Annotated in this window: 13 protein-coding genes and 1 tRNA gene; 7 read left to right on the top strand and 7 right to left on the bottom strand. The window is 42.7% G+C overall.

Features of this window, described 5'->3' with window-relative positions; genetic code table 11:
• Positions 1 to 97 precede the first annotated feature (97 nt).
• From G3T18_RS11255 to lipA, 7 genes are all read right to left on the bottom strand, one after another.
• The gene (locus G3T18_RS11255; protein WP_224410650.1) at positions 98 to 568 is read right to left on the bottom strand and encodes a QcrA and Rieske domain-containing protein; all 471 of its coding nucleotides are present in this window, start codon (positions 566 to 568) and stop codon (positions 98 to 100) included.
• A gap of 8 nt (positions 569 to 576) precedes the next feature.
• Positions 577 to 1,281, bottom strand: a complete 705-nt coding sequence (locus G3T18_RS11250) for a rubrerythrin family protein (protein WP_224410649.1) — start codon at positions 1,279 to 1,281, stop codon at positions 577 to 579.
• Positions 1,282 to 1,358: 77 nt separating this feature from the next.
• Positions 1,359 to 1,631, bottom strand: a complete 273-nt coding sequence (locus G3T18_RS11245) for a peptidase (protein ID WP_224410648.1) — start codon at positions 1,629 to 1,631, stop codon at positions 1,359 to 1,361.
• A 98-nt stretch (positions 1,632 to 1,729) separates the two neighbouring features.
• Positions 1,730 to 2,995, bottom strand: coding sequence for a sensor histidine kinase (locus tag G3T18_RS11240; RefSeq protein ID WP_224410647.1), 1,266 nt, complete (start codon positions 2,993 to 2,995; stop codon positions 1,730 to 1,732).
• Between the two features lie 49 nt (positions 2,996 to 3,044).
• Entirely contained in the window at positions 3,045 to 3,722 is a 678-nt protein-coding gene (locus G3T18_RS11235; RefSeq protein WP_224410646.1) for a response regulator transcription factor, read from the bottom strand.
• 315 nt (positions 3,723 to 4,037) lie between these two features.
• A complete protein-coding gene (gene sigC / locus G3T18_RS11230; RefSeq protein WP_224410645.1) occupies positions 4,038 to 5,282 on the bottom strand; it encodes an RNA polymerase sigma factor SigC in 1,245 nt (414 codons plus the stop codon).
• A 412-nt stretch (positions 5,283 to 5,694) separates the two neighbouring features.
• Positions 5,695 to 6,564: a lipoyl synthase gene (gene lipA, locus G3T18_RS11225; RefSeq protein ID WP_224410644.1), complete on the bottom strand. Its 870-nt coding sequence runs from the start codon at positions 6,562 to 6,564 to the stop codon at positions 5,695 to 5,697.
• Between the two features lie 94 nt (positions 6,565 to 6,658).
• Between lipA and G3T18_RS11220 the strand changes: the two genes are divergently transcribed.
• From G3T18_RS11220 to G3T18_RS11190, 7 genes are all read left to right on the top strand, one after another.
• Positions 6,659 to 6,732, top strand: a tRNA-Pro gene (locus G3T18_RS11220).
• A gap of 722 nt (positions 6,733 to 7,454) precedes the next feature.
• Complete coding sequence (locus tag G3T18_RS11215) at positions 7,455 to 8,618, top strand: M12 family metallopeptidase (protein WP_224410643.1); 1,164 nt, start codon at positions 7,455 to 7,457, stop codon at positions 8,616 to 8,618.
• Positions 8,619 to 8,954: 336 nt separating this feature from the next.
• Positions 8,955 to 9,617, top strand: coding sequence for a response regulator (locus tag G3T18_RS11210; RefSeq protein ID WP_224410642.1), 663 nt, complete (start codon positions 8,955 to 8,957; stop codon positions 9,615 to 9,617).
• Positions 9,618 to 9,673: 56 nt separating this feature from the next.
• Positions 9,674 to 10,945 (top strand): sensor histidine kinase, encoded by a 1,272-nt coding sequence (locus tag G3T18_RS11205; RefSeq protein WP_224410641.1) that lies wholly within the window; start codon positions 9,674 to 9,676, stop codon positions 10,943 to 10,945.
• A gap of 258 nt (positions 10,946 to 11,203) precedes the next feature.
• Positions 11,204 to 22,933, top strand: coding sequence for an FG-GAP-like repeat-containing protein (locus G3T18_RS11200; protein ID WP_224410640.1), 11,730 nt, complete (start codon positions 11,204 to 11,206; stop codon positions 22,931 to 22,933).
• Positions 22,934 to 23,057: 124 nt separating this feature from the next.
• Positions 23,058 to 23,378 carry a hypothetical protein gene (locus G3T18_RS11195; RefSeq protein ID WP_224410639.1) on the top strand — a complete coding sequence of 107 codons (321 nt, stop codon included), beginning with the start codon at positions 23,058 to 23,060 and terminating at the stop codon, positions 23,376 to 23,378.
• 160 nt (positions 23,379 to 23,538) lie between these two features.
• A complete protein-coding gene (locus G3T18_RS11190) occupies positions 23,539 to 25,842 on the top strand; it encodes an aspartyl/asparaginyl beta-hydroxylase domain-containing protein (RefSeq protein WP_224410638.1) in 2,304 nt (767 codons plus the stop codon).
• Positions 25,843 to 25,861 lie beyond the last annotated feature (19 nt).

Here is a 25,861-nt window from a genome sequence, read left to right as displayed (position 1 = left end):
AGCTAGTTAACCTGAGTTCGGGTTAAACCGAAAATAGCTCATCGAATAGTTTCTTTTAATCTGGGCTAAAAATGGGGATGATTTCCAGTCGCTAAACCTAGCTAATTTTAACTAAAATTAAGTTCCCTTCCTGTCTTATCGGATAACTAATCAAAGATTCTGTAGCGGGTCCTTCTAAGACTTCGCCATCACTGCTAAATTGAGAATGATGACAAGGACAGACAAACACCCCTTCCTCTGACTCCCACGCCACCGTACAACCTGCATGGGGACAAGTCGGATTCACGGCAATGAGTTGATTATTATTCTTGGGATTGCGAATAACTAGAGCTTTTGTGTCTCCTTCTCCTAAGTTTTGCTTGAAAAGTTGTTCATTCTTTGCCAACTCGGTTAGTGTCCCTACTTCCTGAAAACCATCAGCACGGACAGAATTTGTAAGAGGTTGGGACTGTTTTGGCAGACAAGAGGAAACGATCGACGAGATAGCACTTCCTAACCCAATCAAACCAATAAATTTACGGCGTTTCATCAAAGTATTTAACTGATGAGTTAACAATTGAAATTTCACAGAAGTCTCTAATTGACTTCTAAATAAGATTCTCCCTCCTCGACAGCAGGACATTCTGCCGTAGCAGTTTTTTGAATCGTAGTTTCTCCAGATATTGTGCAAACATAGAAAGGGCCAGTCTGGGTACGCCAAGAGTCAAGATTATTTTTAGCTTCAGTATAAAGTTGAGCGTGTTGGGCTTCAGCTTTCTGAGCATAGGTTAAGGTTTGTAGCGCAGCTTGATTGTTTTCAATCTTAGCTTGACTAATAAATTCAGGGTACATAGTATCCCGCTCGTAGGACTCACCCTTGATAGCTGCTTTTAGGTTTTCTGGAGTAGACTTAACTTGAGGATCGGTGATGGTGTTTTTCGGAAGAGCCCCCATTGTTTCGATAACTTTGGCGTGATTATCGCGATGAATTTCTTCAGCTTTAGCAGCAGCCCGGAAAAGACTAGCCAGTTTCTGGTATCCTTCTTCATCAGCTTTGTTCGCAAAAGCTAAATACATCACATGAGCATTAGATTCACCGTTATAAGCTTTTTGAAGATTGTCTAAGGTTGGAGAATCGGGTTGAGTGGAAACTTCTTGAGTTTCTAGGGGTGAAGATTCAATGTTAGCTTGGGGAGTTTCAGGCTGCCGACAACTAACAACAGACAAGGTAGCTAAACTCGCCAAAATTGTCCAAGTTCCTGTCTTTTTAATTGTTGAATATAGCTTTAAAGAACTCATCATACTATTCATCTCCTCCTAATTAAACTTTTATTACCAAGCAGAGTAGAGATTACTGATTAAAAGTAAACTTAGTTTTTTTAACTCTTTGATAGTGGCTTTTTGAAGAAGTTTGTCATGCTTAAACCCGTTACCAATAACCCCAAGAGTCCTAACCCATTGAGCAAGGGATAGATGATTTCTAAATGGATAATTTCCATTGTGTGAATTTCCAGCATTAAATGACCAATTTCTCCTTGTCCTAACAGTTCATCAAAGATGCTGTAACTTATGCCAGTGATAATGGTGAGCAAAAGGGGAAGGCTGATGATAATCCCCAAAAGACGATGATATTTGCGAAAAAGACGACTCATCTGCTAAATATTTTGAGAGTTGATTAATGCAAGACCTCAGTCAAGCTATTTGATAGGTTAAAACAAGATTGAGGTAGAAATTGGGGTAGATGGAGAAATTATTTTTCAGCGAGGGGTAAGCGGACTCGAAAGCAAGTCCCAACCGCTAGTTGACTCCTGACTGAAATGTCTCCTTGATGATGCTCGACTAAAGCTTGAGTAATGGCAAGTCCTAGTCCCATCCCCCCTGATTGTCGAGATCGCGCTTTATCGGCTCTCCAGAGGCGATTGAAAATTAAGGGAAGATGTTCTCGAGCAATGCCAATTCCTGTATCCTCTACCGTAACGATGACACTCTCTCGTTCAACTGTCAGGGTAAGCGTGACTTGTCCCCCTGAAGGTGTGTATTGTAAGGCATTGTCGAGCAAATTTCTAAAAATTTGCGTCAATTGCGTGCGATCGCCTTTTACCTTCACGTTAGCTAGCAAGGATGATTGTAGCCTAATTCCTTTGTCTTGGGCTTGAGATTGAAAGAGTCCCAGCAAATCCTCTAAAATCTCGCTTAAGGAAAGGACTTTCCTTTGATGGAGATCGGCAAGGGTAACGGTGTCCATTCGTGCCAATAATAGTAAATCTTCCACTAAGCGAATCATGCGATCTGTTGTCACCGCGATCGCGTTAATCTTTTTACGATCTTGGGGATGAATTCGCTCAGGATAATAATCCATCACCTGCACCGAGGTTTTCATGGCTGCTAAGGGACTACGCAACTCATGGGCAGCATCGGCTGTAAACTGTTGAAGTTGCTGAAAACTTTGCTCAATGGGACGTAGGGATTGCCTAGTCAACCAAATTCCTCCTAACCCCGTTAAACTTAAAACGCCAATCCCCCCGATTCCCAATCCCCAACGCAAACGATTCAAAACTGCCTCGATTTCTTGGGTGACTTGACTGGTACGAATATAACCTTCTAGATGCTCTTTCCCATTACCATAACTATAAACAGGTAAGGTTAAGGCTCTCACCTCACCCTGTTGCCAAAATTGCCATCCGGCTTGGGGCGGTAATACACTTGATAATGTCCCCGCATAACCGACTAATTGTTTTTGACCATTAAACCATTCTACGCCTTGATCGGGCTGACGTAATTGCTGCCAGGGAATATCTAAATCCCCATCACGATCGAGATAACATCGGGTCTGGGAAGAGGTTGAACGATCGATGGCTTCATTTTGTTGACGTTTTCCATAGTCTGCTTTAATTGCTAACAAATTATGAGAAGCAGCTTGAGCTAAGATTTCTAAGCGTCGATCTAGTTGCTTGTAAAGACTGTGACGAGTGTAGTGATAAACTCCTAATGCTGAACCTCCTAAAATTGCCATCATGACAGTTAAATAAGATAGGAAAAGTCGCCATCGTAGGTGTTGCTTTTTTTTAAAGTTGTTTAAGCCGATACCCCATACCATACACTGTCTCCACAAAATCTGCTGGCGCACCAACCGCCTTTAACTTTCTCCGTAAGGCTTTGAGATGAACTTTTACTGTTGCCTCTGAAGGAGGATCGTCAAATGACCACAGGCGATCGATGATGGTTTCACGACTGATTAATCTTCCCTGTTGACGTAACAATAGTTCTAGTAAGCTATATTCTTTAGGGGTTAAATATAATAACTCTCCTTGATAAGTGACCTGACAATTACTCGGATCGAGGCATAATGCTCCCCAAGTCAACACAGGTAATAAATTAATCTTACCCCGTCTTAAAAGGGCGCGAATCCTAGCCAATAATTCTGGTAAATCAAAGGGTTTGACCACATAATCATCTGCTCCCGCATCTAATCCCAGGACGCGATCGCCACTGAAATCCCTAGCAGTTAACATTAAAACTGGAGTTTGGCAACCCTTTCGACGCAATCTTTGACATAAGCTAATGCCATCTAATGTCGGTAACATCAGATCGAGGATAATTAAATCATAGACAGTCGCTTCAATAAATTCCCAACCTACTCCGCCATCGTTAACAGCATCAACTGTATAGTGTTGCTTATCAGTTAAAACTTCTACAAGGGCTTGTACGAGATGCTTGTCATCTTCAACGAGTAAAATTTTCATAGCATCTCCACAGGAGGAGAGAGACTCAGATTTAATTGGACTTTGGACAAACCGAAAAGATTGATACCTTTGTCAAATGCCGAGCGCATCTATGTTTTGATGATTAAGCGATCGCTACACTGTTCAGTGCTTACGCGAATAGATATTTTTGAGGATTAATCTCTGTATGTCCGATCTTCTATTGCTTTAAGCCACGCTTAGCCGATCTCAATAAGATACTTCAGTTTCCACTGGAGATAGGGAGAGATTGCCTGAATGGATTTGAGCCCAATCAAGTTTACTCTCTCCCTGTTTTTTATCCCAAACTTACGTTAATTAGCTGAGAGATTCGAGATAATCTCGTACTCGATTGCGTCGTTTCGGTTGGCGTAACTTTTGCAAAGCTTTAGCTTCAATTTGACGTACTCGTTCGCGAGATAATTCTAATGCACGACCGATTTCTGCTAAAGAGTAAGGATGACCGTCTCCCAAACCGAAACGCATCTGAATTACTTCTCGTTCGCGGGTGGTAAGATCGGCGAGGAGATGCTGTAAGTCTCGTTGCAATGCTTCTCGCATTAGAGCTTCTTCGGGCGAAATGTCATCGGTTTCGAGTAAGTCACCTAGTTCGGTATCTTTTTCTTTACCGACTTTAATTTCTAAAGAAACCGAACGAGGAACTCGCATCAAAACTTCCCGTACTTGTCCGGCTGTCATTTCGAGTTCTTTACCAATGTCTTCAATGGTGGCAGTGCGCCCTTTTTCTTGAGAAATTTTACGCTGGGCTTTTTTAATTTTGTTGAGTTTTTCTGTAATGTGAACTGGTAAGCGGATTGTGCGGCTTTGAGTAGCGATCGCGCGAGTGATTCCTTGACGAATCCACCAATAAGCGTAGGTGCTGAAGCGATATCCTTTGGTCGGATCGAATTTTTCTACTGCTCGCTCTATACCTAATGTTCCTTCTTGAATTAAGTCTAGTAGCTCTAATCCCCGATTTTGATATTTTTTCGCTACTGAGACGACTAAGCGTAGGTTGGCTTTGATCATGTGTTCTTTGGCGCGAACACCTGCTTTTTGAACTTTTTCCAGTTCTGAGACACTTAAGCCAGCAACCTCAGCCCAACGCTGTTTTCCGGCGGCTAAAGCTTCCTTCAACTCTGAAACTTCTATTCCCACAGTCGTCGCCCATTTTTGCCAAGAAGGACGATGACCGAGTTGAGAGACAAGGCGATCGTGAGCTTCGATTAACTGAACAAAATGCTCCATAAGTTTGTCGCCATCTTCAGCAAGATTAGCGCGCAACTCCAACAAACTCATGTGACGCTGAATTTTTTGCGCTTCGGAGACTTCCTCATCGCGCTTTAGTAATGGAACCCGACCGATTTCTTGAAGGTACAACCGCACTAAGTCTGTAGTGCTACGACTGGCTCGTTTAGCCGAGCTAGCTGCATCTGTAGCTTCGAGATCGAGTTCTACCAGGTCATCTCCCGTTGGTTCGAGATTTTCGCTGTTATCGTTCAGCTCAAAGCTGTATGCAGGATCGTTGTCTTCTGTGCTGATATAGAAAGGAGTAGCTGGCATAGTGGTTTCTCAATTACAACCAGTGATAATCGAATTTGGCGATCGTCACTTTCTCTTCTTACTGCTAGGATTCCCAAACTCTAGGACAAAACAACTTTGCTTATCGATTCTTTAATTTGGTATCTGAGCCGAGATTTGCTCCCAGCGCTTTTAGTATAAGCAGTGAGTCACTCCTTGTGGATTGACTTCGATCAAAGGAACTATATAATCTACGTCACATCAAATCGTGTTTCCTGACATTTCTCCTAGATTAAAGAAGAGATTTTTGTTTCTTTAGTTCCTGAAATCCCCTAATATTAATTAATTTTAAAAAATTAGCTTTACTCCTTGACAATTTTGAGGCTTTATGTATTTTGCCTTGACTAAAGATAATTCAGCGTGGGGAGACAATTAAACAAACAGTTACACCTTTTTAGCGAGGATAGCGTTCCATTAATTCTCTTACCTGTTCGGCGTGATAGGAACTGCGCGTGAGGGGTGAGGAGACGATTTGCAAGAAGCCGAGAGATTCGCCAAATTGTCGCCAGGAGTCAAATTGAGTTGGGGTAACGAAATTTTGTACGCCGAGATGTTTTGCTGAAGGTTGGAGATACTGTCCGATTGTGAGGATATCGCAGTCAACCTGGCGTAAATCTCGTATTACCGAGATAACTTCAGCATCAGTTTCTCCTAATCCTACCATGATACCTGATTTAGTGTAAATCCCAGGAGCTATTTCACGAGTGCGTTGAAGAAGTTCGAGCGATCGCTGATAATTTCCTTGGGGACGTACCCGACGATACAATCGAGGTACGGTTTCAGTATTGTGGTTTAATACTTCTGGTTCGGCAGAGATAATTAATTCTAGTGCTTCCCAGTTACCACAAAGGTCGGGAATTAACACCTCGATTGTAGTTTTGGGTGAAACAGCGCGAATTTCGGCAATGCAGCGTTGAAATTGAGATGCTCCACCGTCGCTAAGATCGTCTCGATTTACTGAAGTAATCACCACATGATTTAATTTTAAACGTGCTACGGCTTCAGCTAAACGTAATGGTTCGCTAGGATCGAGAGCTTGAGGTTTTTTCTCAAAATCGATATCACAATAAGGACAAGCGCGAGTACAAGCAGGTCCCATAATTAAAAAGGTAGCTGTACCAGCATGGAAGCATTCGCCAATATTCGGACAAGAAGCCTCCTCACAAACCGTATTCAGCCCCAAATCGCGTAAAATTTCTTTAACGCTACCAACACGCTGCCATTGAGGGGCTTTAACCCGCAACCAATCTGGTTTTACCGCCAAAGTTTTCCAACTCCCAACTGAAATACTTATCGATCCTACCAAGGAAAATCGCAATTGCCGAGAAAGTATGATAAGATGGGTTTGCTATTAATTTCGGGATGTAGCGCAGCTTGGTAGCGCACTTCGTTCGGGACGAAGGGGCCGCTGGTTCAAATCCAGTCATCCCGACTTTTTAATTTGTGAATGTACAAAACCAGATTTTGGTTTCGTGGGCATTTTGGGGAACAGTATTGGCGGCAGTGAGTAAGGTGTTGAGCCAAACTTCTCCTGCGATATCCTGTCCCTTGGGAATGCGACTTTCGAGTTGGTCGCTGAGGCGTTCAATTTTAATTTCGACTTTGCGGCGATGTTGGGCGAATTTTTCGGGGTCTTTGGCTCGATCGTACTGTTGAAACAGTTGTTTGGCGCGATCGCCTTCTAGTTGAGAGAGGATTGCTTGAGCGCGATCGCAATTGTTAGAATTAGCTGTGATGGCTTACTGGTTGTCCATTGGGTTAACTTTTGAGGTGGCTTCGAGTGCGTTGCAGGAGTTGAAACCCAAATTATGCACGACAAATTGTAGTATATTGCTATAAGATGACGCGAAAGTGCTTCAATTTACAGATCAATTAGTGGGCGATAAGCCTCCGGCTCCCGCTTCGCTTACCATCAATTATTAGAAAGCTCGGAAGAAATCGAATTGTGCGATCGCCAACTCTGATAAAGTAATAAGCATTTCTACCCAGAAACTCCGGTAAATCAATACTACAGTTTGTCGTGCGGAAAGTCGGTTGAACGTTTTTGCAGGTTATAACATTCACCGCAACCGACCGGGATCATCAGTCATACGGCTAGTAATACATCCGCTAGAATAATCAACGTAAGGGTTATGCGACCAAGGGAGATGCAACATGCCAGAACAGCAGCAGTATTTACCAACGCAAGAAGTACCAGTCGAGAGACCTGGCGACCCAGGTGAAGCTGTAGAGAAAGAAACAGGCCGTTTCTATTGTGCTTTGCATGAAAGGCCCACTCGGGTCTTCGCACCTGGCGTGACCAGCGAACGGGAGCGACTTATTAACCTCTTAGGCAACAAGTGGGTCAGTGGAACTGTTCTCCGGTACTACTTCTTCGACCGGGACACAGATGGACAAAGCGTCCTGCTTTCTGACGGAACTACTCAATGGCACACTTGGGTTGGTAATGAGGCACAGAGGGCGGTGGTTCAGCGCGGATTTGAAGCCTGGAAGAATGTGGGGATTGGCATCAACTTCCAGGAAGTCAATGACCGCGAGGAGGCTGAAATCCGCATCGGTTTCATGCGGGGAGACGGTGCGTGGTCTTGGCTCGGGCGAGAAATCCTAGAGCATGGTCCTAATCAGCGGACAATGAACTTCGGCTGGGATCTGACGCGACCGGGAGAACTCGACACAGCTATTCACGAGATAGGACATACTTTAGGCTTTCCGCACGAACACCAGAATCCCAAAGCAGGAATCGAATGGGACGAAGAGGCCGTCTACGCCGCTTTAGCACAGCCCCCAAACAACTGGCCCCGTGAAAGAACATTCTGGAACATCATCCGGAAACTTTCTCCCAGTGAGGTGGAGGGAACTACTTGGGATCCAGACTCAGTGATGCACTATCCGTTCGGGAGAGGTCTCATCAAGAAGCCGGAGACGTATGCGGGTGGGTTGCAACCAGCAGGCGGTCTCTCTGCCAAAGACAAGGCTTGGGTCAAGTCCCTGTACCCACTTGTCAAAGAGACGGAGGAGAAGTTAAAACCGTCTCAGTCTGTACTCCTCAATATTTCTGCAGGGGGACAACGGCATTTTACGGTTACGCCAGAAGAGACACGATACTACCAGTTCCAAACCTTTGGAACCTCAGACACAGTTATGGTTCTGTTTGAGGATGACAATGGACAACTCCGCTACCGAACCGGAGACGACGACAGTGGCCAGGACATTAACGCCTTCTTCCGCATTAAATTGATTAAGGGACGAAGATACGTGCTGAGAATACGTCTTTACTATAGCGATCGTCCAGGAGAGACAGCGGTCATGATGTGGTAACAGATATGCCGAACAAGTAGACCGAATACGGTGGAATAGCGGACTATATTCTGGCCCACAGAGGTGGAGACTTCGGAGTCTGGATCGGTTTTTGATAGCCTCGCCTAACCGTTAGCTGGCTCTATCTAAAACAGGTGTGCTTAGCGCGATCGCCCGGAAGACGAACAAGCTGCTAAAAATGCAGGAATTGAATTTTTGAATGCTCAGGAATGGCGAACCTAATAATTACCGTTTACCTCAAGGCAGGCGATGTTTCAAAATATGTTAAATTGTACCGGTGCATCATCTTCTTTCCTCGATCGCTGATAAGAGCGCCGATCAGTTAGTTTAAGACTCGTGACTAGCAATCTCACTCAACACCTCAAAATTGTTGTCATAGACGACCATGCGCTAATTCTCAGAGGCGTGGTATCAGCGATTAAAGGCTACTTTCCTAGGGTAGACGTTCATTGTGCTACTGATGCGACAACCGGGTTTGCTTTGGTGCAACAGAAGCAACCTGATTTAGTCTTGCTCGATCTCTCACTACCTGAATCTCTAGGAACAACAGTTTTGCCTCGTCATGGTTTGCAACTTCTCAAGGATTTAATGAAGGAATATCCAGAACTCAACATAACGGTACAAAGTAGTAACATTAAGGCTTTGATGCGGTTGATTCCTGAGATTGACAACCACCAGGGCGGGTTTACCATTGCGGACAAGTTGTTACCCGTTGAAACTTTGCTGAAACGGATGGAGTGGGCAGTTCAAGGGATCAACTATACTCAAGATCTACAACGGGATCTCGAAATTAAGCCGGAGTGGTTAGAAGTCTTGGAACTAGCTTTTGAAGCAGGTTTACAGGACAAAGCAATTGCAGAGAAGATGCACAAATCTGAACGCATGATCCGTCACTATTGGTCTAAAATTCGAGATGTCTTGGGGGTTTACCCAGAAGCGAAAGATAATGTTCGTTCCCTCACCTATATTCAGGCAAAAAAAGTAGGATTAGTTGACTAATTGACAGATTCTCAGACAAAGTTGCTTTCACGCGGTAGTATTTAAAACAATGAAAGATGTTGTCAGTAAAATCAATTTATCAACAGTCAAAATATCGTCTGGCTCTCTGCTATCTTATTGCATCAATCATCGCCTCCTCAATTGCCCATGTTACCCACTGGTATCAAGACGATCGCTTTGGCATTCACAGAATTGGCTCAAGCTTCACTTGTTTACTGAGCCTAATTTGTCTAATTTGGCTTTACCTCAAACCCAATCAACTTAAGGCGATCGCGTTCGTTCATTTGGCTTTGTTGAGGCTTGTCATGGTTCTTGCTAGTCTTTCTACGATCTATGTTGCCACTACCTCAGAGCGTCTAACCCTAGTAGAATCCTATCCACCCTTCACCGTGACGGCGTTTCTTTGGATGACGCTCGTTGTGATTTATATTCCTTATCAACATTTGCTGTGGTTTTTGACGATTAGTTGTGTTCCCATGTCTGTCCCTGTGCTTTGGTATTTGTTAACTCATCTAGAAGAACTCCAAACCGCACGGGGAATTGATCTATTTGTCTCCTATGGATTGGCAACCATCGTGTACGCAACCTTGGGACTTTTTTATGCTCGGCTGCAAGTCAACTTTCAGAGGCTATTGCAAGAACGGTTGACTGATTACACCAAAATCATTGAAGCTCAGGATATTCGTCAAAGCGCGATCGCGGATATGTTTACTCAACTCCATAACGGAGCCTTACAAACGTTAGCTCTACTCAGCCGAGAACTGCAACAGCATGACATCTCCTCAGCAGAAATTACCTCTCGTTTAGAAACATTAAACCAGCAAATTCGCTCCATTGCCGATCTAGAAACGGATACCCCAGTAGACTCCTTCGCCATCACTAAACTGCGACTAGCTGCGGGGGTTAATCTTGACCTAGACCTCCCTCTGCATACTTTAGCCTATGAAGTCTATCGGGCAACCTTAGCGCGAAAGTTTCCCTATTTCCCATCCCTCAAGATCAAGGTTCGCAGCTTTGAAGAAATTGAAGCAGACCGCCTTTCCCCTGACTTGAAACGAGAAATCGGCTTTTGGCTCGAAGAAGCTCTCTGTAACGTGGGTAAACACGCCGAAGGCGCAACTCAGCTTAAAGTGATGGGTTGTATTCAAGACGGAGAATACATCTTGAGGGTGCAGGATAATGGACAGGGAATTCAGTTCAACCGCGCAGGACAGGGAACAAAACAAAGTCAATCCTTAGCCAAAAAATTGGGCGGTACATTTAGGCGAGAAAATTTAGCTCAGGGGGGAGTCCTCTGTCAGTTACGTTGGTCTCTTGATGTCGATTGATTTACGAATTTGCGCCATTATAGCCTACGAAAAATCAAGGTTTAACCCCAGTCTGACAGAAGAAAGTTAAACCCTTTAATTTCTCTGATTACTATTAAATAATTGACGCTGTAATCCTGACCTAAAGAGCGATCTAAGCCTCTACAACAGCCCTTTTCTTGACAAAAGTTTACGGTCAAATTTCCTATTCCGGTAATGACAGGCACTCGGAAACTGACGATAATTGCAATACTGCAATCAGATCTTCCCCACAAAGAAATGACTAATTTCAATTTCTCTTACCAAACCAGTATTACGAATTCAGGTCTTGATGATCTCGCAGATATTTACGGAGGAGACTTTGACGGAGATGGAGACATCGATCTCGTTGGAATTACTTCGGCTTTTGGTCAAGATGATGTCTTTATTTTGAAAAATAGCAATAATGGCAATAATTGGAGCTATTCATTAGTCTATGGTGATTTACAGGTCGATCAAGATTTTCCGGTAGGAAGTGTTTATGTTGCCGATCTCGATAATGATGGTGACGAAGATATCGTTAGCACTTCTAATGATGATGATAATGTCTTTGTTTTCTATAACAACGGGTCAGGAACATCTTGGGATGATGAGAGAATCTCTGGCGGATTTAGAGGCGCGTCTGGTCTTTTCGTTACCGATTTAGGCAGTGATGGTTTTGTTGATATTATTGGTGCTTCAGAAGACGACCAAGATATTGCCGTTTGGAGACAAACTTCTCGCAATAATTTTCAGGGGGAAATAACCATTGATGGCAGCATGGAAGAAGCGATCGCGGTATATGCTGCTGATTTAGACGGTGATGGTGATAAGGATGTTGTTGCGGCTGCCCAAGAGGAAAATAATGCACATATTTCTTGGTGGGAAAATGAAGGGAATGGCAGTAGTTGGGGCGATCGCAACATTGTTAGTGACTTTGATGATGCGACAGATGTAATTGCTGTCGATCTCGATAACGATGGCGATAATGATCTTGTTGCTAGTGCTAGTGGCTCTCTTGATGATATCGCCTGGTGGAAAAATAACGGTAGTGGTAATTTTAGTCGTCAAAGCAATATTGACAGTAACTTCAATGGCGTTTGGGAAATCACCGCAGCAGATTTAGACAAAGATGGCGATTTAGATATTATTGGTGCTGCACGAGATGCAAATCAAGTTGCCTGGTGGCAGAATGACGGCAGTGGCAATTTCAGCAGTAGAAACACAATTGCCAGTAATTTTGATGGTATTAGCGTCTTTGTCCAAGACTTTAACAACGATGGTTATTTAGATATTGCCTCAGCATCTTTCGATGATGACAATATTTCTTGGTGGTCAAACAACTTAGTGACCGCAGAAATTTCTGGTATTTCCTCCACTTCCGATCTAGAAGGCACAAGCAAAAGTTTTACCGTCAGTTTAGACAGAGAAGCCCCAGAAGATATCACAGTTACCTATAGTATTAGTGGAGTCAGTAGCTCAGACTATAGCGGTTTATCTGGGGAAATTGACTTTAGTCAAGGTCAGGATAGTCAGACCATTTCTTTTAATATTGAAAATGATGATATTTACGAACAACAAGAAACTTTAACCATTACTCTAACAGATAATGACGGTTACATTCATAATGGAGATACGGTTGATTTTACCATTAAAGATTATATCGGCATTAGCGCAATTACAAACCCCTCAGAAACAGGAATTGATGGTCAGTTTGAAATCATTACAGATACACCTCAAGACACAATTGAATTAAATTTTAGTGCTGAGGGTACAGCAGAAAGAGGTATTGATTATCAACTTTACTATTTAGCTAATGGTGAAAAACAGTATTTAGATGATAATGACACTAATTTCCCGATTACTGATGATGCTGAATCGTTAGCTTTATACGTTGAACCTCTCAACGATACCCTTTTTGAATCTGAGGAAACGGTTATCATCAACCTTGAAAGTGGTGATGATTATAATGTTAGCGATAGTTCTGCTTCTGCCACTCTGACTCTAGAAGATAATGAACCAATTGTTAGCATCGGCGAGATTGTTAATCCCACAGAAAATGACATTGGTTATCTCGAATTAGAATTAGATAACCCTGTCGAGAATGAAGCAGGTATCAGAGTTAAATACAGAATTTTAGATAATTCTACCGCTACTTTCAATCAAGACTATTATAGTTCTCAATCTCGCTTGACTGCCGAATCAGACGCGGAAAATTCTGTCTTTATTCCTCAAAATGCCACCACAGCGCAACTCTACATTACTGCTTTACCTGATGCTATTGTCGAAGAGACAGAAAATATTGAAATAGAATTTTATACCTTTGAAGATGAATTTATCGACGATTTTGCCTATGGCTTAACGGATGGAAATTCAACTTTGAATGCAACTGTAGAAATCAGCGATAGTGAAAATTATACGACAGGTTTAGCTATCTTTGATGCAGATAATATTTATTTAGATGAAGGAGTAATTACAACCGAAAATGGCTTTATCACTTTTTGGAGTTTAGGAGAAACATCAGGAGATGTCGCCGTTAATCAGGGCAGTCTGGGGAATAATGTAGATGGAACTTATCAAAATAATCCCACTTTAGGTGTTTCTGGTTTAGCCAATAATAGTGATACTGCCGTCGAATTTGATGGCGTTGACGATGGTATTTTTATTCCTGATAATGACGCAATTAATACGGGTGACTCTTATCCTGAACGAACAATTGAATTATGGTTTCAGCCAAATAACTTCGGTGGAAAACAAGTTATTTATGAGGAAGGCGGTACACTTAATGGCATCAACATCTTTTTGGATGAGAGTCAATTAAATTTAGGTGTTTGGGTCAACGATGAGGGAGAATGGCTCAACTTTTCTGTGGAAGAAGGAGAAATATATCATACTATTCTCACTTTCGATAATGGGATTCTCAACGGTTATGTAAATGGGGAAAATATTGGGAGTATCAACTTAGATTTTGACAGTATTGAGCGTCATGCTGCTGATATTGGTATTGCCCAAATGAATGACGATACGAGATTCAGTAATGATGATAGTCGTAATGGTGAAGGATTTTATTTTCAGGGCATTATTGATGATGTATATCTATACGATTACGCAGTAGAAATAAACGATCCAATTGCCTTTTGGAGTTTAGGAGAAACATCAGGAGATGTCGCAGTTAATGAAGGCAGTCTAGGGAGTGATGTAGATGGAACTTATCAAAATAATCCCACTTTAGGCGTTTCTGGTTTAGCCAATAATAGTGATACTGCCGTCGAATTTGATGGCGTTGACGATGGTATTTTTATTCCTGATAATGATGCAATTAACACAGGAAATTCTTATTCTGAACGGACAATTGAATTATGGTTCCAGGCAAATAACTTAGACGGAAAACAAGTTATTTATGAGGAGGGCGGTACACTTAATGGCATCAACATCTTTTTGGATGAGAGTCAATTAAATTTAGGTGTTTGGGTCAACGACGAGGGAGAATGGCTCAACTTTTCTGTGGAAGAAGGAGAGATTTATCATCCTATTCTCACTTTCGATAATGGAATTCTCAACGGTTATGTGAATGGGGAAAATATTGGGAGTATCAACTTAGATTTTGACAGGATTGAGCGTCATGCTGCGGATATTGGTATTGCCCAAATGAATGACGATACGAGATTCAGTAATGATGATAGTCGTAATGATGAAGGATTTTATTTTCAGGGCATTATTGATGATGTTTCTCTATACGATTACGCCGTTAAACCTGACTCATCATTAAAGGATCAAAAAGCGTCACTGACTTATAAACTAACTAGCCAACCGACGGATACCGTTACGATTAATTTATCCTTAGATGGAAATGGAGTATTATCCTCTGATACTTTGACAATTTCTCCTGAAGAATGGTCAAATTCTTATGTTGTAGAAGTCACGAATATTAAACAAAATTCTGTAATTACTGCTAATTTGAGTAGCGATGATGACGACTATGATGGTTTAAGTTTAGATACAAATATTACCCTTGCGGATAATACCATCACTGAATTAAAGGTAAAGGAAGGAGAAGATAATCAATCACCAACTTTTAATCCTGTTGTTAGCGTATCGTCATTAGGGGAAGTACAAGAAAATGATAATCAAGTTGAGGGATTTCGCCTTACTTTAGACGATCCTGCCGAGGTTGACTTAACGATAACTTATCAAGTTTCTGGTACTGCTACGTCTCAAGATGAGAATGAAGATAACTATGATTATGAAACATTAAGCGGAGAAATAATCATCAAAGCAGGGGCAACATCAGGTATTATTGGTGTTAATCAAATTGAGGATAATACGGTCGAAGAGGATGAAACAATTACGGTTACGCTTAATGCGGGTGACAATTATGAATTAGATAGTGACTCGCAAAGTTCAACGTTAACTATTATTGATAATGACACTGCTGAAATTAATATCTTTACTCAATCTTTTCTTAGTAGTATTAATCCTGACGATCGATCATTATTAGACATTCAGTTACTTTCAATTGACGAAAATGGCAACGCTGTATTTGATGTTAAATTAGCGAGTCAGCCGAGCGATCCGGTTACTGTCAATTTAACTGATAGCTTAAATGAAGATACTGATTCCGTTTCTTTAACTTTCACTGTCGATGATTGGGATACGTCTCAAAATCCAATCTTAGAAACTCTGACGCAAAATTCCGATAGCAGTGAATTTAATTATCAAGTTGATATTGCAACGGCTAGTGATGACAGCAATTATGATAATCAAACGATAGAAGTTCCGATCGCGACAAGTGTTTATACTCAAGAAATTGATTCGATTGTGACGGTTGAAGGTCAAGCAGGTGAAACAATTCGCTTGAGACTCAATAGCCAACCAACAAATGATGTCACTATTAGTTTATTAGAATCCACAATTGATGATAGTGAAAACGAATTTTCTCCTACCAGTTTGACGTTCACTCCAGATAATTGGAATGTAGATCAAGAGATAAATATTACGGGTCTTGATGACGAAAGAAGCGATGGAAATATTACTTATAGCATCAACTTCACCGCAAGCAGTGACGATCCAAATTACCAAGATTTGAGTCAATCTCTGACCATTACGAATGAAGATATCAACGATAATCAAGTGACTGACGACTCACCCACTGAAGATGAAGATAGTTTATTAGTAACCCTTAGTGTGGTGGGTGAACGTGAAATCGCAGAAGATGATGAAGATACACCAGCCCAATTATTAGTTAGTCTTGAAGATGGAGAAGTTGCCCCAGAAGGAGGGTTAACAGTTCGATATTCTGTTTTGAACTCTACTGCGACATCGGGAGTTGATTATCAACCTTTGGAGTGGTTTGTAGAACAAGTGGGATCAGAAAATCCCTTCAATAGTGTCGATGTTGGTACTTTTAGTAATTTATCTTTAGTTGATATTGATAACGACGGTGATTTAGATGCTTTTATCGGTAGTTCTTCTGGGACAATTGAATATTTTAAGAACTATTCGATAGAAGATACTGGGTTAGCAGGTGTCGCTAATTTTGAAGAAGAAATCGGTGATGATAATCCCCTCAGTGAATTTGATGTGGGAAGTTACAGCGCGATCGCGTTGACTGACATTGATAATGATGGTGACTTTGATGCTTTCGTTGGGAATGCGGAAGGAGAGATTGTTTACTACCAAAATACAGGAGATAACGCCTCCGCTACCTTTACTTTGGCAACTAATAATCCTCTCGATGGAGTTGATGTTGGGGGGTATAATGTCCCCAGTTTCGTTGACATTGATAGCGATGGCGATCGCGATCTCTTCATCGGTAACGAAGACGGAGAAATCATTTTCTATCAAAATACAGGCGATGAATCATCCCCTAGCTTTACCCTAACCACAGGTAGCAATAATCCCTTTGACGGCTTGGATGTAGGCGATCGCGCTTCCCTCGGTTTTATCGACATCGACGAAGATAATGACTTTGATGCTTTCATTGGCAATGCCGAAGGCGCGATCGCCTATTACAACAATACTGGTAATTCTGTTGAAGCGAATTATGTTGAACAAACAGGCATTGCCAATTTATTTGTCGATACGGAAGGCGAAACAGTCACAGACATCGGCAAAAATGCGATGCCAGCATTTGGGGATATTGATGATGATGGCGATTTGGATGCCTTTTTTGGCGAAGTTCGCGGAAGAGTTTTATACTATCAAAACTTCACGAATAACGAAATTACGATCCAAGAAGGAAGCGACAGTGCAATTATAGAAGTTTATCCCATTGCAGATAACATCGCTGAAAATGATGAAACCATCACAGTCACTTTAAATACCAATAGTGGCTATTATTTAGATGGCGAAGAAAATATTAGCGCTACAATCACCCTATTAGATAATGACACGCCACAGATAATTATTACTGACTCAGACGGCAACCAAATCACTGATACTGATAATTTCACCACTGCTGAAAATAACGCTTCTACCCAAAGTTTCTTTCTCTCTTTAGCCACTCAACCCACTGACACAATTATTGTCTATATCAACAGTAACGATGAAAGCGAAGGAATTTTAAATCTCGATACGCTTTACTTTACACAAGATAATTGGAATCAAACTCAGGAAGTCATTTTAGCTTCAGTCGATGATGTTATAGAAGATGGGGATATCAATTACCAAATCGTCACCAATGTCGTCAGTGAAGATGACTTTTATGATGATATTTCAACTCAAGTCATTAATATAACCAATCAAGATGATAGCGATACGGCGCAAGTCATCGTTAATTCTATTGATGAATTTACTTACTCCGTTGAATTAGCAACTCAACCCCTTGGAGAAGTAGCGGTGATGATGACTCCTGAGAGTCAAATTGCTTTAAATGATCGAGAAGCGGGTATCTTTCTCAAGCTTACCTTTGATGAAAATAATTGGAACGATCCGCAAAGAGTTGTTGTTAATGCCGAAGATGATTATGACATCGAATATAATCATACCGCCGCAATAGAATTTACGGTGAATAGCGAGGAAGATGCAACTTACGATGAAGTTACCCCGCCGGAAAATCTAGAAGTTTCAATCCTCGATAATGACAAACCTACCGTTAATATTGCTGTGGGTGATGGGGTGGAAGAAGAAGCCTCCCCTGGCTATTTTACGATTACCTTAAGTGAACCCACTCCCAATAATAATGATGGCGATCGCGGTTTGGCAATCGGTTATCAAATTGCAACGGATAGAAGTACCGCAGGTAACGGTGATGACTATCAAGAAATCCTTGAAACAGGTTTAATTTATATTCCCGCCGGAAGTGACACCAGTAATTTATTTATTCAACCGATTGATGATTACTTAGTAGAAGGATTTGATCTTCTTGTTACTACTGCTTATGATTCTGATACAAGTGAAATCAGTTTAATTATTGATGATGAAGATATTAGCAGTTATACTATACCCGCAGCAAGTGAGTTAACATTTAGTAATGGTGTTGTTGCCACCTTAACCGCAGAGACAAATCTCAGTAATTCTGATTCTACAGCCGTAGCCGTTACTTTAGAAAATGGGAATAATATTTCCACCACTGACACGACAAGAGTCGCTGGTGAAAATATCGTTATTCAACTCTCCACAGGGGAAACTTACGATATTGAGGATCGGGGTAGTGAAGCAATTTTAGAAATCATTGACAATGATACCCCTGGATTAAGAATAGTCCAAAAAGGCGATCGTACTCAAGTAACTGAAGGGGAAGCTGCAACGATCGAAATTTCTTTACTGAGTCAACCCACTGATGATGTTACCCTTGACTTTACGACAGATAGCGAAATCGAAGGCGTTTCTAGTTTAAATTTCACCCCAGATAATTGGTATCAATTACAGTCAATCGAGATAACAGCAATTGATGAAAACATTATCGAAGCCAATGATTTTCATCTGAGTACCCTTGAATATCAATTGAGTAGTAATGATGATGACTATAATGAGTTAACCATTGACCCTCAAATTATCTACGTTCAAGACAGACTGTTAGATACAGAAAATACCTATAAAGGTTTAGAATCTGCCTTAAATGCCATCCAAAAAGCTCAAGATAAATTTAGCATCCCCATATTAGGTCAATTAGAAGGGGTTGTACCAGACTTTATCGAATTATTTAACGATGATTTAATTGAAAGAATACAAACCACCAGTCAATTAACCGCTTGGGAATTACAACAAATCTTATTAGATATACTCGCTGAGTATGGTGTATCGCTTGATATAGAAGTAACCGATATAGACACCACTTTCACCGTTACCGTTAGCGAATCTTATGAAGACGTTACCTTTGATGTTGCTGATGATTTGGGAATGTCTGCATTAGGGATGAGTTATGAGGGAACTGTCGTCGGTGATATTAGTTATGATGGCACTTTAGTCTTTAGCTTGGGTAAAGATGGTACGTTTTATCTTGATACTGAAAACACGATTTATGATCTCGATGTCGATCTCGAATTAGAAGAGTTAGAAGGAAGCGGTAGTCTCGGTTTTGTTAAAGTTGATTTTGAAGATGATCCTGATACTGAGAGTGTCTTAAATCTAGACGGTACAGTTACGCTTACTGATGAAAACTTTGATAATGATGGACAACTCAGTCAAGAAGAATTAGCCTTAATTTCTGTGACGGCGGAAACTGATACTCAGACCTTCTTTGAAGAATATACCAATTATGACTTAATCGGAGATGCAGCGTTAGGACTATCAGCCATCGGGAGTTTAGATAGAAGTATTTATTTCCCGACATTCAATTTTGATTTATATGTTGATTTCCCTCTCTTTAATTATGCCGATGAAACTGTTTCTGCTGCTGATGAAAGTGAGTTTATTGTTGAGATTAATGACTTAGAGTTAGATTTAGGAACTTATGTTTCTAACTACTTTGTTAAATACTTAGACCAAATTGACAATCAACTACAGCCCATATACCCCATCATCGATACTTTCAATACTGATACAAAATTCCTCAGTTATTTAGAGTTAGACTCACTCTATGACTATAATGATGATGGCGAAGTTTCTTTAGCAGAATTAGCTTTCAAATTGGCAGGGGGAAGTGGAGAAGCAGATAACTTATTTGAGTTTTTGGATAACCTTGAGTATTTAATTAATTTAGTTAGATTAGGTGGAGAAGCCGTTGATAGTTATAGTCTCAACTATTACGACAGTAAAAAAATAGATGAAGATACAGAAGATGATGGCAAAGTTGTCGAAACTTACGCCATAGATTTAGGAAGCTATGAAATTACAATCAATGCGGCTAGTTTAGAAGACGATGATGCTGTTGCTAATTTTATCCGTGAACCCGATGCAGTAATTGACCAAGTTGACCAAACTGAAGAAGAGAATCTACAACCCACTGTTGACTTCATTAATGCTGTCTATAATACTCCAGGTTTATCGATTCCTATATTACAAACCCCAGAAATTGTTGCCCAAGATTTATTATTAGGAAAAAACACAGACTTATTAATTTATGATTTTCCTGATGCTGATTTTGATGTCAATTTTGATGTCACTGAAATCGGTTTAGACGCTTTATTACCAGATTGGGGATTAAATGCGGTTTTAGAATTTGATTTGGGCTTAAATTCTAACCTCTATTTTGGTTATGATACTGCTGGATTAGCGCAATGGAAAGAACTAGGATTTTCAGACGATAACTCAATCAGAACTTTAGATGGATTCTATCTCAGAGATTTTAATGAAGATGGAGAAGATGTTAACGAATTAGGCGGTAGCTTTGGGGTGGGAATTGGTTTTGAAAATAATCTTGTTGTCGCTAAGGCGAAGATGACTGGAGGTGTACAAAGCGATGGTGATATCAAAGTTGATTTTATTGATAATGGCGAAAACAGTGGGACGAATGATGGTGTAATTCGCTTCTTAGAAGTGATTGAAAATGACTTTGGTGGGTTTCAGGAAAATTCAGAAGTTGGTGTTGAAGTTAGTGGAGAAATAGAAGCATTTTTAAATGCTGAAGTGAAAGTCGGTGTGGATGTTGGCTTTTACGAGGTGATGGAGACGATTCTTGATATTGACTTAGCCACTTTTCCGATATGGAATGTTGGTGGCAATATTGATATTGGTGGTAAAGCCTCTCAAGGTTATTTGGACAATGCTACAGTTTATTTAGACGCTAATTTTAACGGCATCCTTGATAGCAACGAACCTAATACTATTACCAATGAAGATGGGAGTTATAACTTAGAGATTCCCTTTAATATTTTTGATAGCAACGATAATGGTGAAATTGATAGCGAAGAAGGGCGTTTAGTCTTTACTGACGGGATAGATACTTCTAGCGGTTTACCGATTGAAATTCCGTTCTTTACCCTTAGTGATGCTTCTGTTGCGACTCCTTTGACCACTTTAGCTACGATTTTAGTCGAAAAGGGAATCTCGATTGAAGCTGCCCAAAATCAAATCAAACAAGTTTTCAACTTACCTGAAGATATTGATTTATTTAATTATGACCCATTATTAACAATAGCGACTGGTGATGAAGTCGCCAAAGAGGTTTATCTCAATCATGTTAAGGTGGCAGGGTTATTAAAACTCTCTGTTGATTTAATCGATAATCTTACAACTGACTCAGAAAGTAGTCAGCGAGTGGTTGAAACAGTTAGTAATTTAATTGGGGAATTATCTGCACTCGATTTAACGAATCCCCTAGAAGTCCAAGATAAGATTCTCGATCGGTTAGAAACATTACCCTTGCTAGAACATTTAGAAAATCAAATAGATATTACTACTGTTTTTGAAGCAGCTTCCCAATTATTTGCTCAAGCAAATCAGCAATTAGAAGAACTTGCCAATAACACACCTCCTGATGATTTGCTGACAACGATTGGCAACTTCAAAGAAAAATATTATGTCGATTTTCCAGCAATTATCGACCAAATCGGAGACGGCGAAAAAACAATTATTCAAACGCAAGAGATTGAAGATATTGTTATCCTTCAAAACCAAAATATTACTCAAGATTTAAGTGCTAACTTTGTCGATATTTCTATCAGTGATGAAATTACTTACTCAGCAGAAAATTTACCAGAGGGGCTTATCGTCACTCAGTCTGGAATCTTATCAGGAATTCCCGCAGAGAATACGGGTGGAAATTATGAAGTCATCCTCACAGCTACTGACTCTACTGGAGAAATCTTCACCACTGAGTTGTCGATTTCTATCAATCAAAACTCCTTTTTGGATAAACTCATTTTTGGTAGTCCAGAGCCAGATATCCTCAAAGCGGGTTTGAACTTTGACGGTGAAAAGAATCTCGTCTTTACGGGGGCTGGAGAGGATCAAGTCTTTGCTTCCGTCGCGACTGGGGGAAATCGGATTTATGCTGGCAGCGATCGCGATGAACTGTTGGCGGGAAGTGGCGATCGCCTCTTCGGTGGGATTGGCAATGATACCCTGGACGCAACTGAAGGCAATGGCAATAATCGGCTCTATGGTGGAGATGGCAATGATGAACTGTTGGCGGGAAGTGGCGATCGCCTCTTTGGTGGGACGGGCAATGATACCCTGGACGCAACTGAAGGCAATGGTAATAATCGGCTCTATGGCGGAGATGGCAATGATGACTTTCTCCTTGGCAGGAATGACCGTTTAATTGGCGGTGACGGCAGCGATCGCTTCTTTGCTCTGGTTGGTGGCGACAATGTGATGACAGGTGGCTCTGGTGCTGACCAGTTCTGGATTGCAAACGCTGAAATCCCAACCAGTGCCAATATTATTACTGACTTCACATCGGGAGAAGATGTAATTGGCTTAGGTGGTTTTCCAGACCTCACGTTTGCCGATCTCAGCCTAATCCAACAGGAGTCTGATACATTAATTACTCTTGGCGCAGATATCTCCTCCCTTGAGGAAAATACTCAACTTGCTGAGTTACTCGGAGTTGAAGCTAATACCTTAACTGAAAATGACTTCACTTTTGCTGGAGCAACTCCATTTTAGCGGGACTTCCCCCGTGTCATTTTTTGGTCATGTTTGCCCGTTATCATCAAAAGAAGCACGAACGTAATGACCGCTTGAACACGGCTAAAGCACAATTAGTTCTCAATTTTTGGAGGAATTTATCATGCTGCAAAAACTCATCATGCTCAGCGCGATCGCTTCTCTGCTGGGGGTTGCGGCTTCGCGGGCGATCGCTCAACAGTCCTGGATAGCATTTGAAAACTCTCAACAAACCTTGCTTACCTCTGGCGAGCAATTATCTGAAGTGACTGCCGACGCTGATAGTGAGAATGCTTCGAGCGTGTTTGCTCAAACCGATGAGATTTTCATCGCTAGCTACGGTGATGGCGATGGTGATGGCGATGGTGATGGTGATGGCGATGGGGATGGTGATGGTGATGGCGATGGTGATGGTGATGGTGATGGTGATGGTGATTGGGACTGAGATGGCAATTGGGACTGGCAATAGCGATGCCCCCTGCCATATTTGCTGGTAACTAATTGACCTTGCCGGTGTTCGGTTGCTTTCTGAGGTTGAGTAAACGCCAACTGAGGGGAAACTGAGCATCAATCCCAATATTGACAGCCCCTCACAGCGCGATCGCATGACCATCCTTACCCTTGATGACAACCTTCTGACCCAGTATCTCCAGGCAGCTTTGCATAGTAATGCCGCCGACCTGCCGCCCATAGCCTGTCTGGGGCCGACCTATGTGGCCCAACGGCGAGGGGGGCAATATCAGCAGGCGCAGTGGTGCTACGGTCTGGATTTAGGGGCGACATTATCGGCAGTCGTCGAGGCGATCGCACCCTCAGCTTCCCGCCCAGCACCCGACACTTTGGAGGTGTGCTTTACTCACCGCTATCGGCGGGTGACCGCGCAGCAGTTTCAGCAAGTCTTCGCGAACGTTCATCGGGGCATTCGCGGCATCGAGTTGCAGTACCGCGATCGCATGGTGCGTTACGCCCCTACAACGCTGGTCGCTCGCAATTTAACCTTTCAAAAGGTGCTGGCCAACTTTTTGCAAGACCTGAATCTGACTGAGCGAACCTTTTTCAAACAGGGTGTTGTGCAAGCGTTTGACGCTCGGCAGGTCGTGATGACCTTGCACCCTATCGTCAAGGCGGAAACCCTCCACCGAGGCAGTTGTCTCGTGCCCTTGGCAGCGCTGTCCGGAGACGTTCTGCAACAGATGACCACCCTGATGGGCGAGTGGCTATTGCGGCAAGTGCAAGCGGATGGGCGACTCACTTACAAATATTTTCCCAGTCGCGGCACAGAATCTGGCAGCAATAACTTGATTCGACAGTTCATGGCGACCCTGGCAATGGTGCGCTACGCCCGACAGACCGGACGTTCGGATCGACAGGTTCTAGCCACCCATAATCTGACTTACAATCTGGCGCAGTTCTACCGCACCGAGGGTGAACTGGGCTTTGTAGCGTACAACGGCAAAGTGAAACTGGGGGCGATCGCCCTCGCCGCTCTGACCATTTTGGAACATGCTGACCTAACTGAAGTCAGCCTCAACCATTCCCCTTTTGCCTCACAATTTGCCGGACTCTGCCGCACTGTCGAACATCTTTGGCAACCGGATGGTTCCTTCCGTACCTTTTTGCAGCCGAGCGATCGCAACGACAACCAAAACTTCTATCCCGGTGAAGCCCTACTTTTCTGGGCGGCTATGTATAAGCGCACACCAGATCCTCAACTGCTCGAACGCTGTCGTCTAAGCATCGCCTATTACCGCACCTGGCATCAGCAACAGCGTAATCCGGCGTTTGTGCCCTGGCACACCCAAGCCTATGCACTGCTGTATCAAGCGACAGGCGATCGCGACTTGCTCGACCTGATTTTTGAAATGAATGATTGGCTGCTGGCCATGCAGCAGTGGGACAGTGCCCGCTATGACGATCTGCGAGGGCGTTTCTACAATCCCGATCGTCCTAAATATGGCCCTCCCCATGCCTCCTCAACCGGGGTCTATCTGGAAGGACTGGTTGATGCCTATCAGCTTGCTGTACAAACCGACGATCGCGATCGCGCCCAGTGTTACCAGTCGGCGATCTGGCGCGGGTTACGCAGTGTCCGGCAACTCCAGTTTTACGAAGCGGCAGAGATGTATTATGTGTCCCAACGATCGCCCGTTTATGGAGCCATCCGCACCACGGTCTATAACAACGTCATCCGAGTAGACAACGTGCAGCACTGCCTCATGGCCTTGCTGAAGCTGACCGCTCTGCCCGAGTTTTGGCAGGGACACCCCCCGGTAACCACTCCGTCTACCGAGACCTTTTCTGTCCCGCTGCCAATTGCGACTGCCTCTGAAGTTGACTCGTTACAGCACTTTCGCTTGCTGGATACAGAAGTCAACATTCAGCCCTTGGTGGACGAAATTGCCGCCCATAGCGATTTGTGGCTCCACGACACCAGCCGACAAACCAAGGTAAAAGTTCAGCGCGAAACCCACACGATTTATCTCCGCAGCGCTGTCAAACCCTTCCCCCCCGGCGTGAGTGGCAACGATGTTCACCCCAGCCGCCGCACCCAACTGGCCCAGCATTTCCCCAGAACGATGGAGTGGCTGGAAAGCTTTGCTCGCAAGATTGGCGGCGAGCTAGGGCGGGCTACGATTGTGCGATTAGCTCCGAAGGGCCGCGTTTATCGCCACATTGACAAAGGGGAGTACTATCGGATTCGCGATCGCTATCACCTGGTTTTACAGAGTACAGCGGGCAGCCTCTTGGGCGCGGGGGACGAATGGGTGCGTATGCAGCCCGGCGAATGCTGGTGGTTTGACAACAAAGCCCCCCACGAAGCGTATAACGAGTCCGACGACTGGCGAATTCATCTCATCTTCGACATCCTGCCTCAATCTTCAAAAGACTGTATTAGCAATGGGAAATAAGGTGTTGCTGCCCTGTCTG

This window comes from Oscillatoria salina IIICB1, from assembly GCF_020144665.1.
Classification (GTDB): Bacteria; Cyanobacteriota; Cyanobacteriia; order Cyanobacteriales; family SIO1D9; genus IIICB1.
Note: the sequence above shows the minus strand (reverse complement) of the source record. Positions and strands in the feature narration are given on the sequence as shown.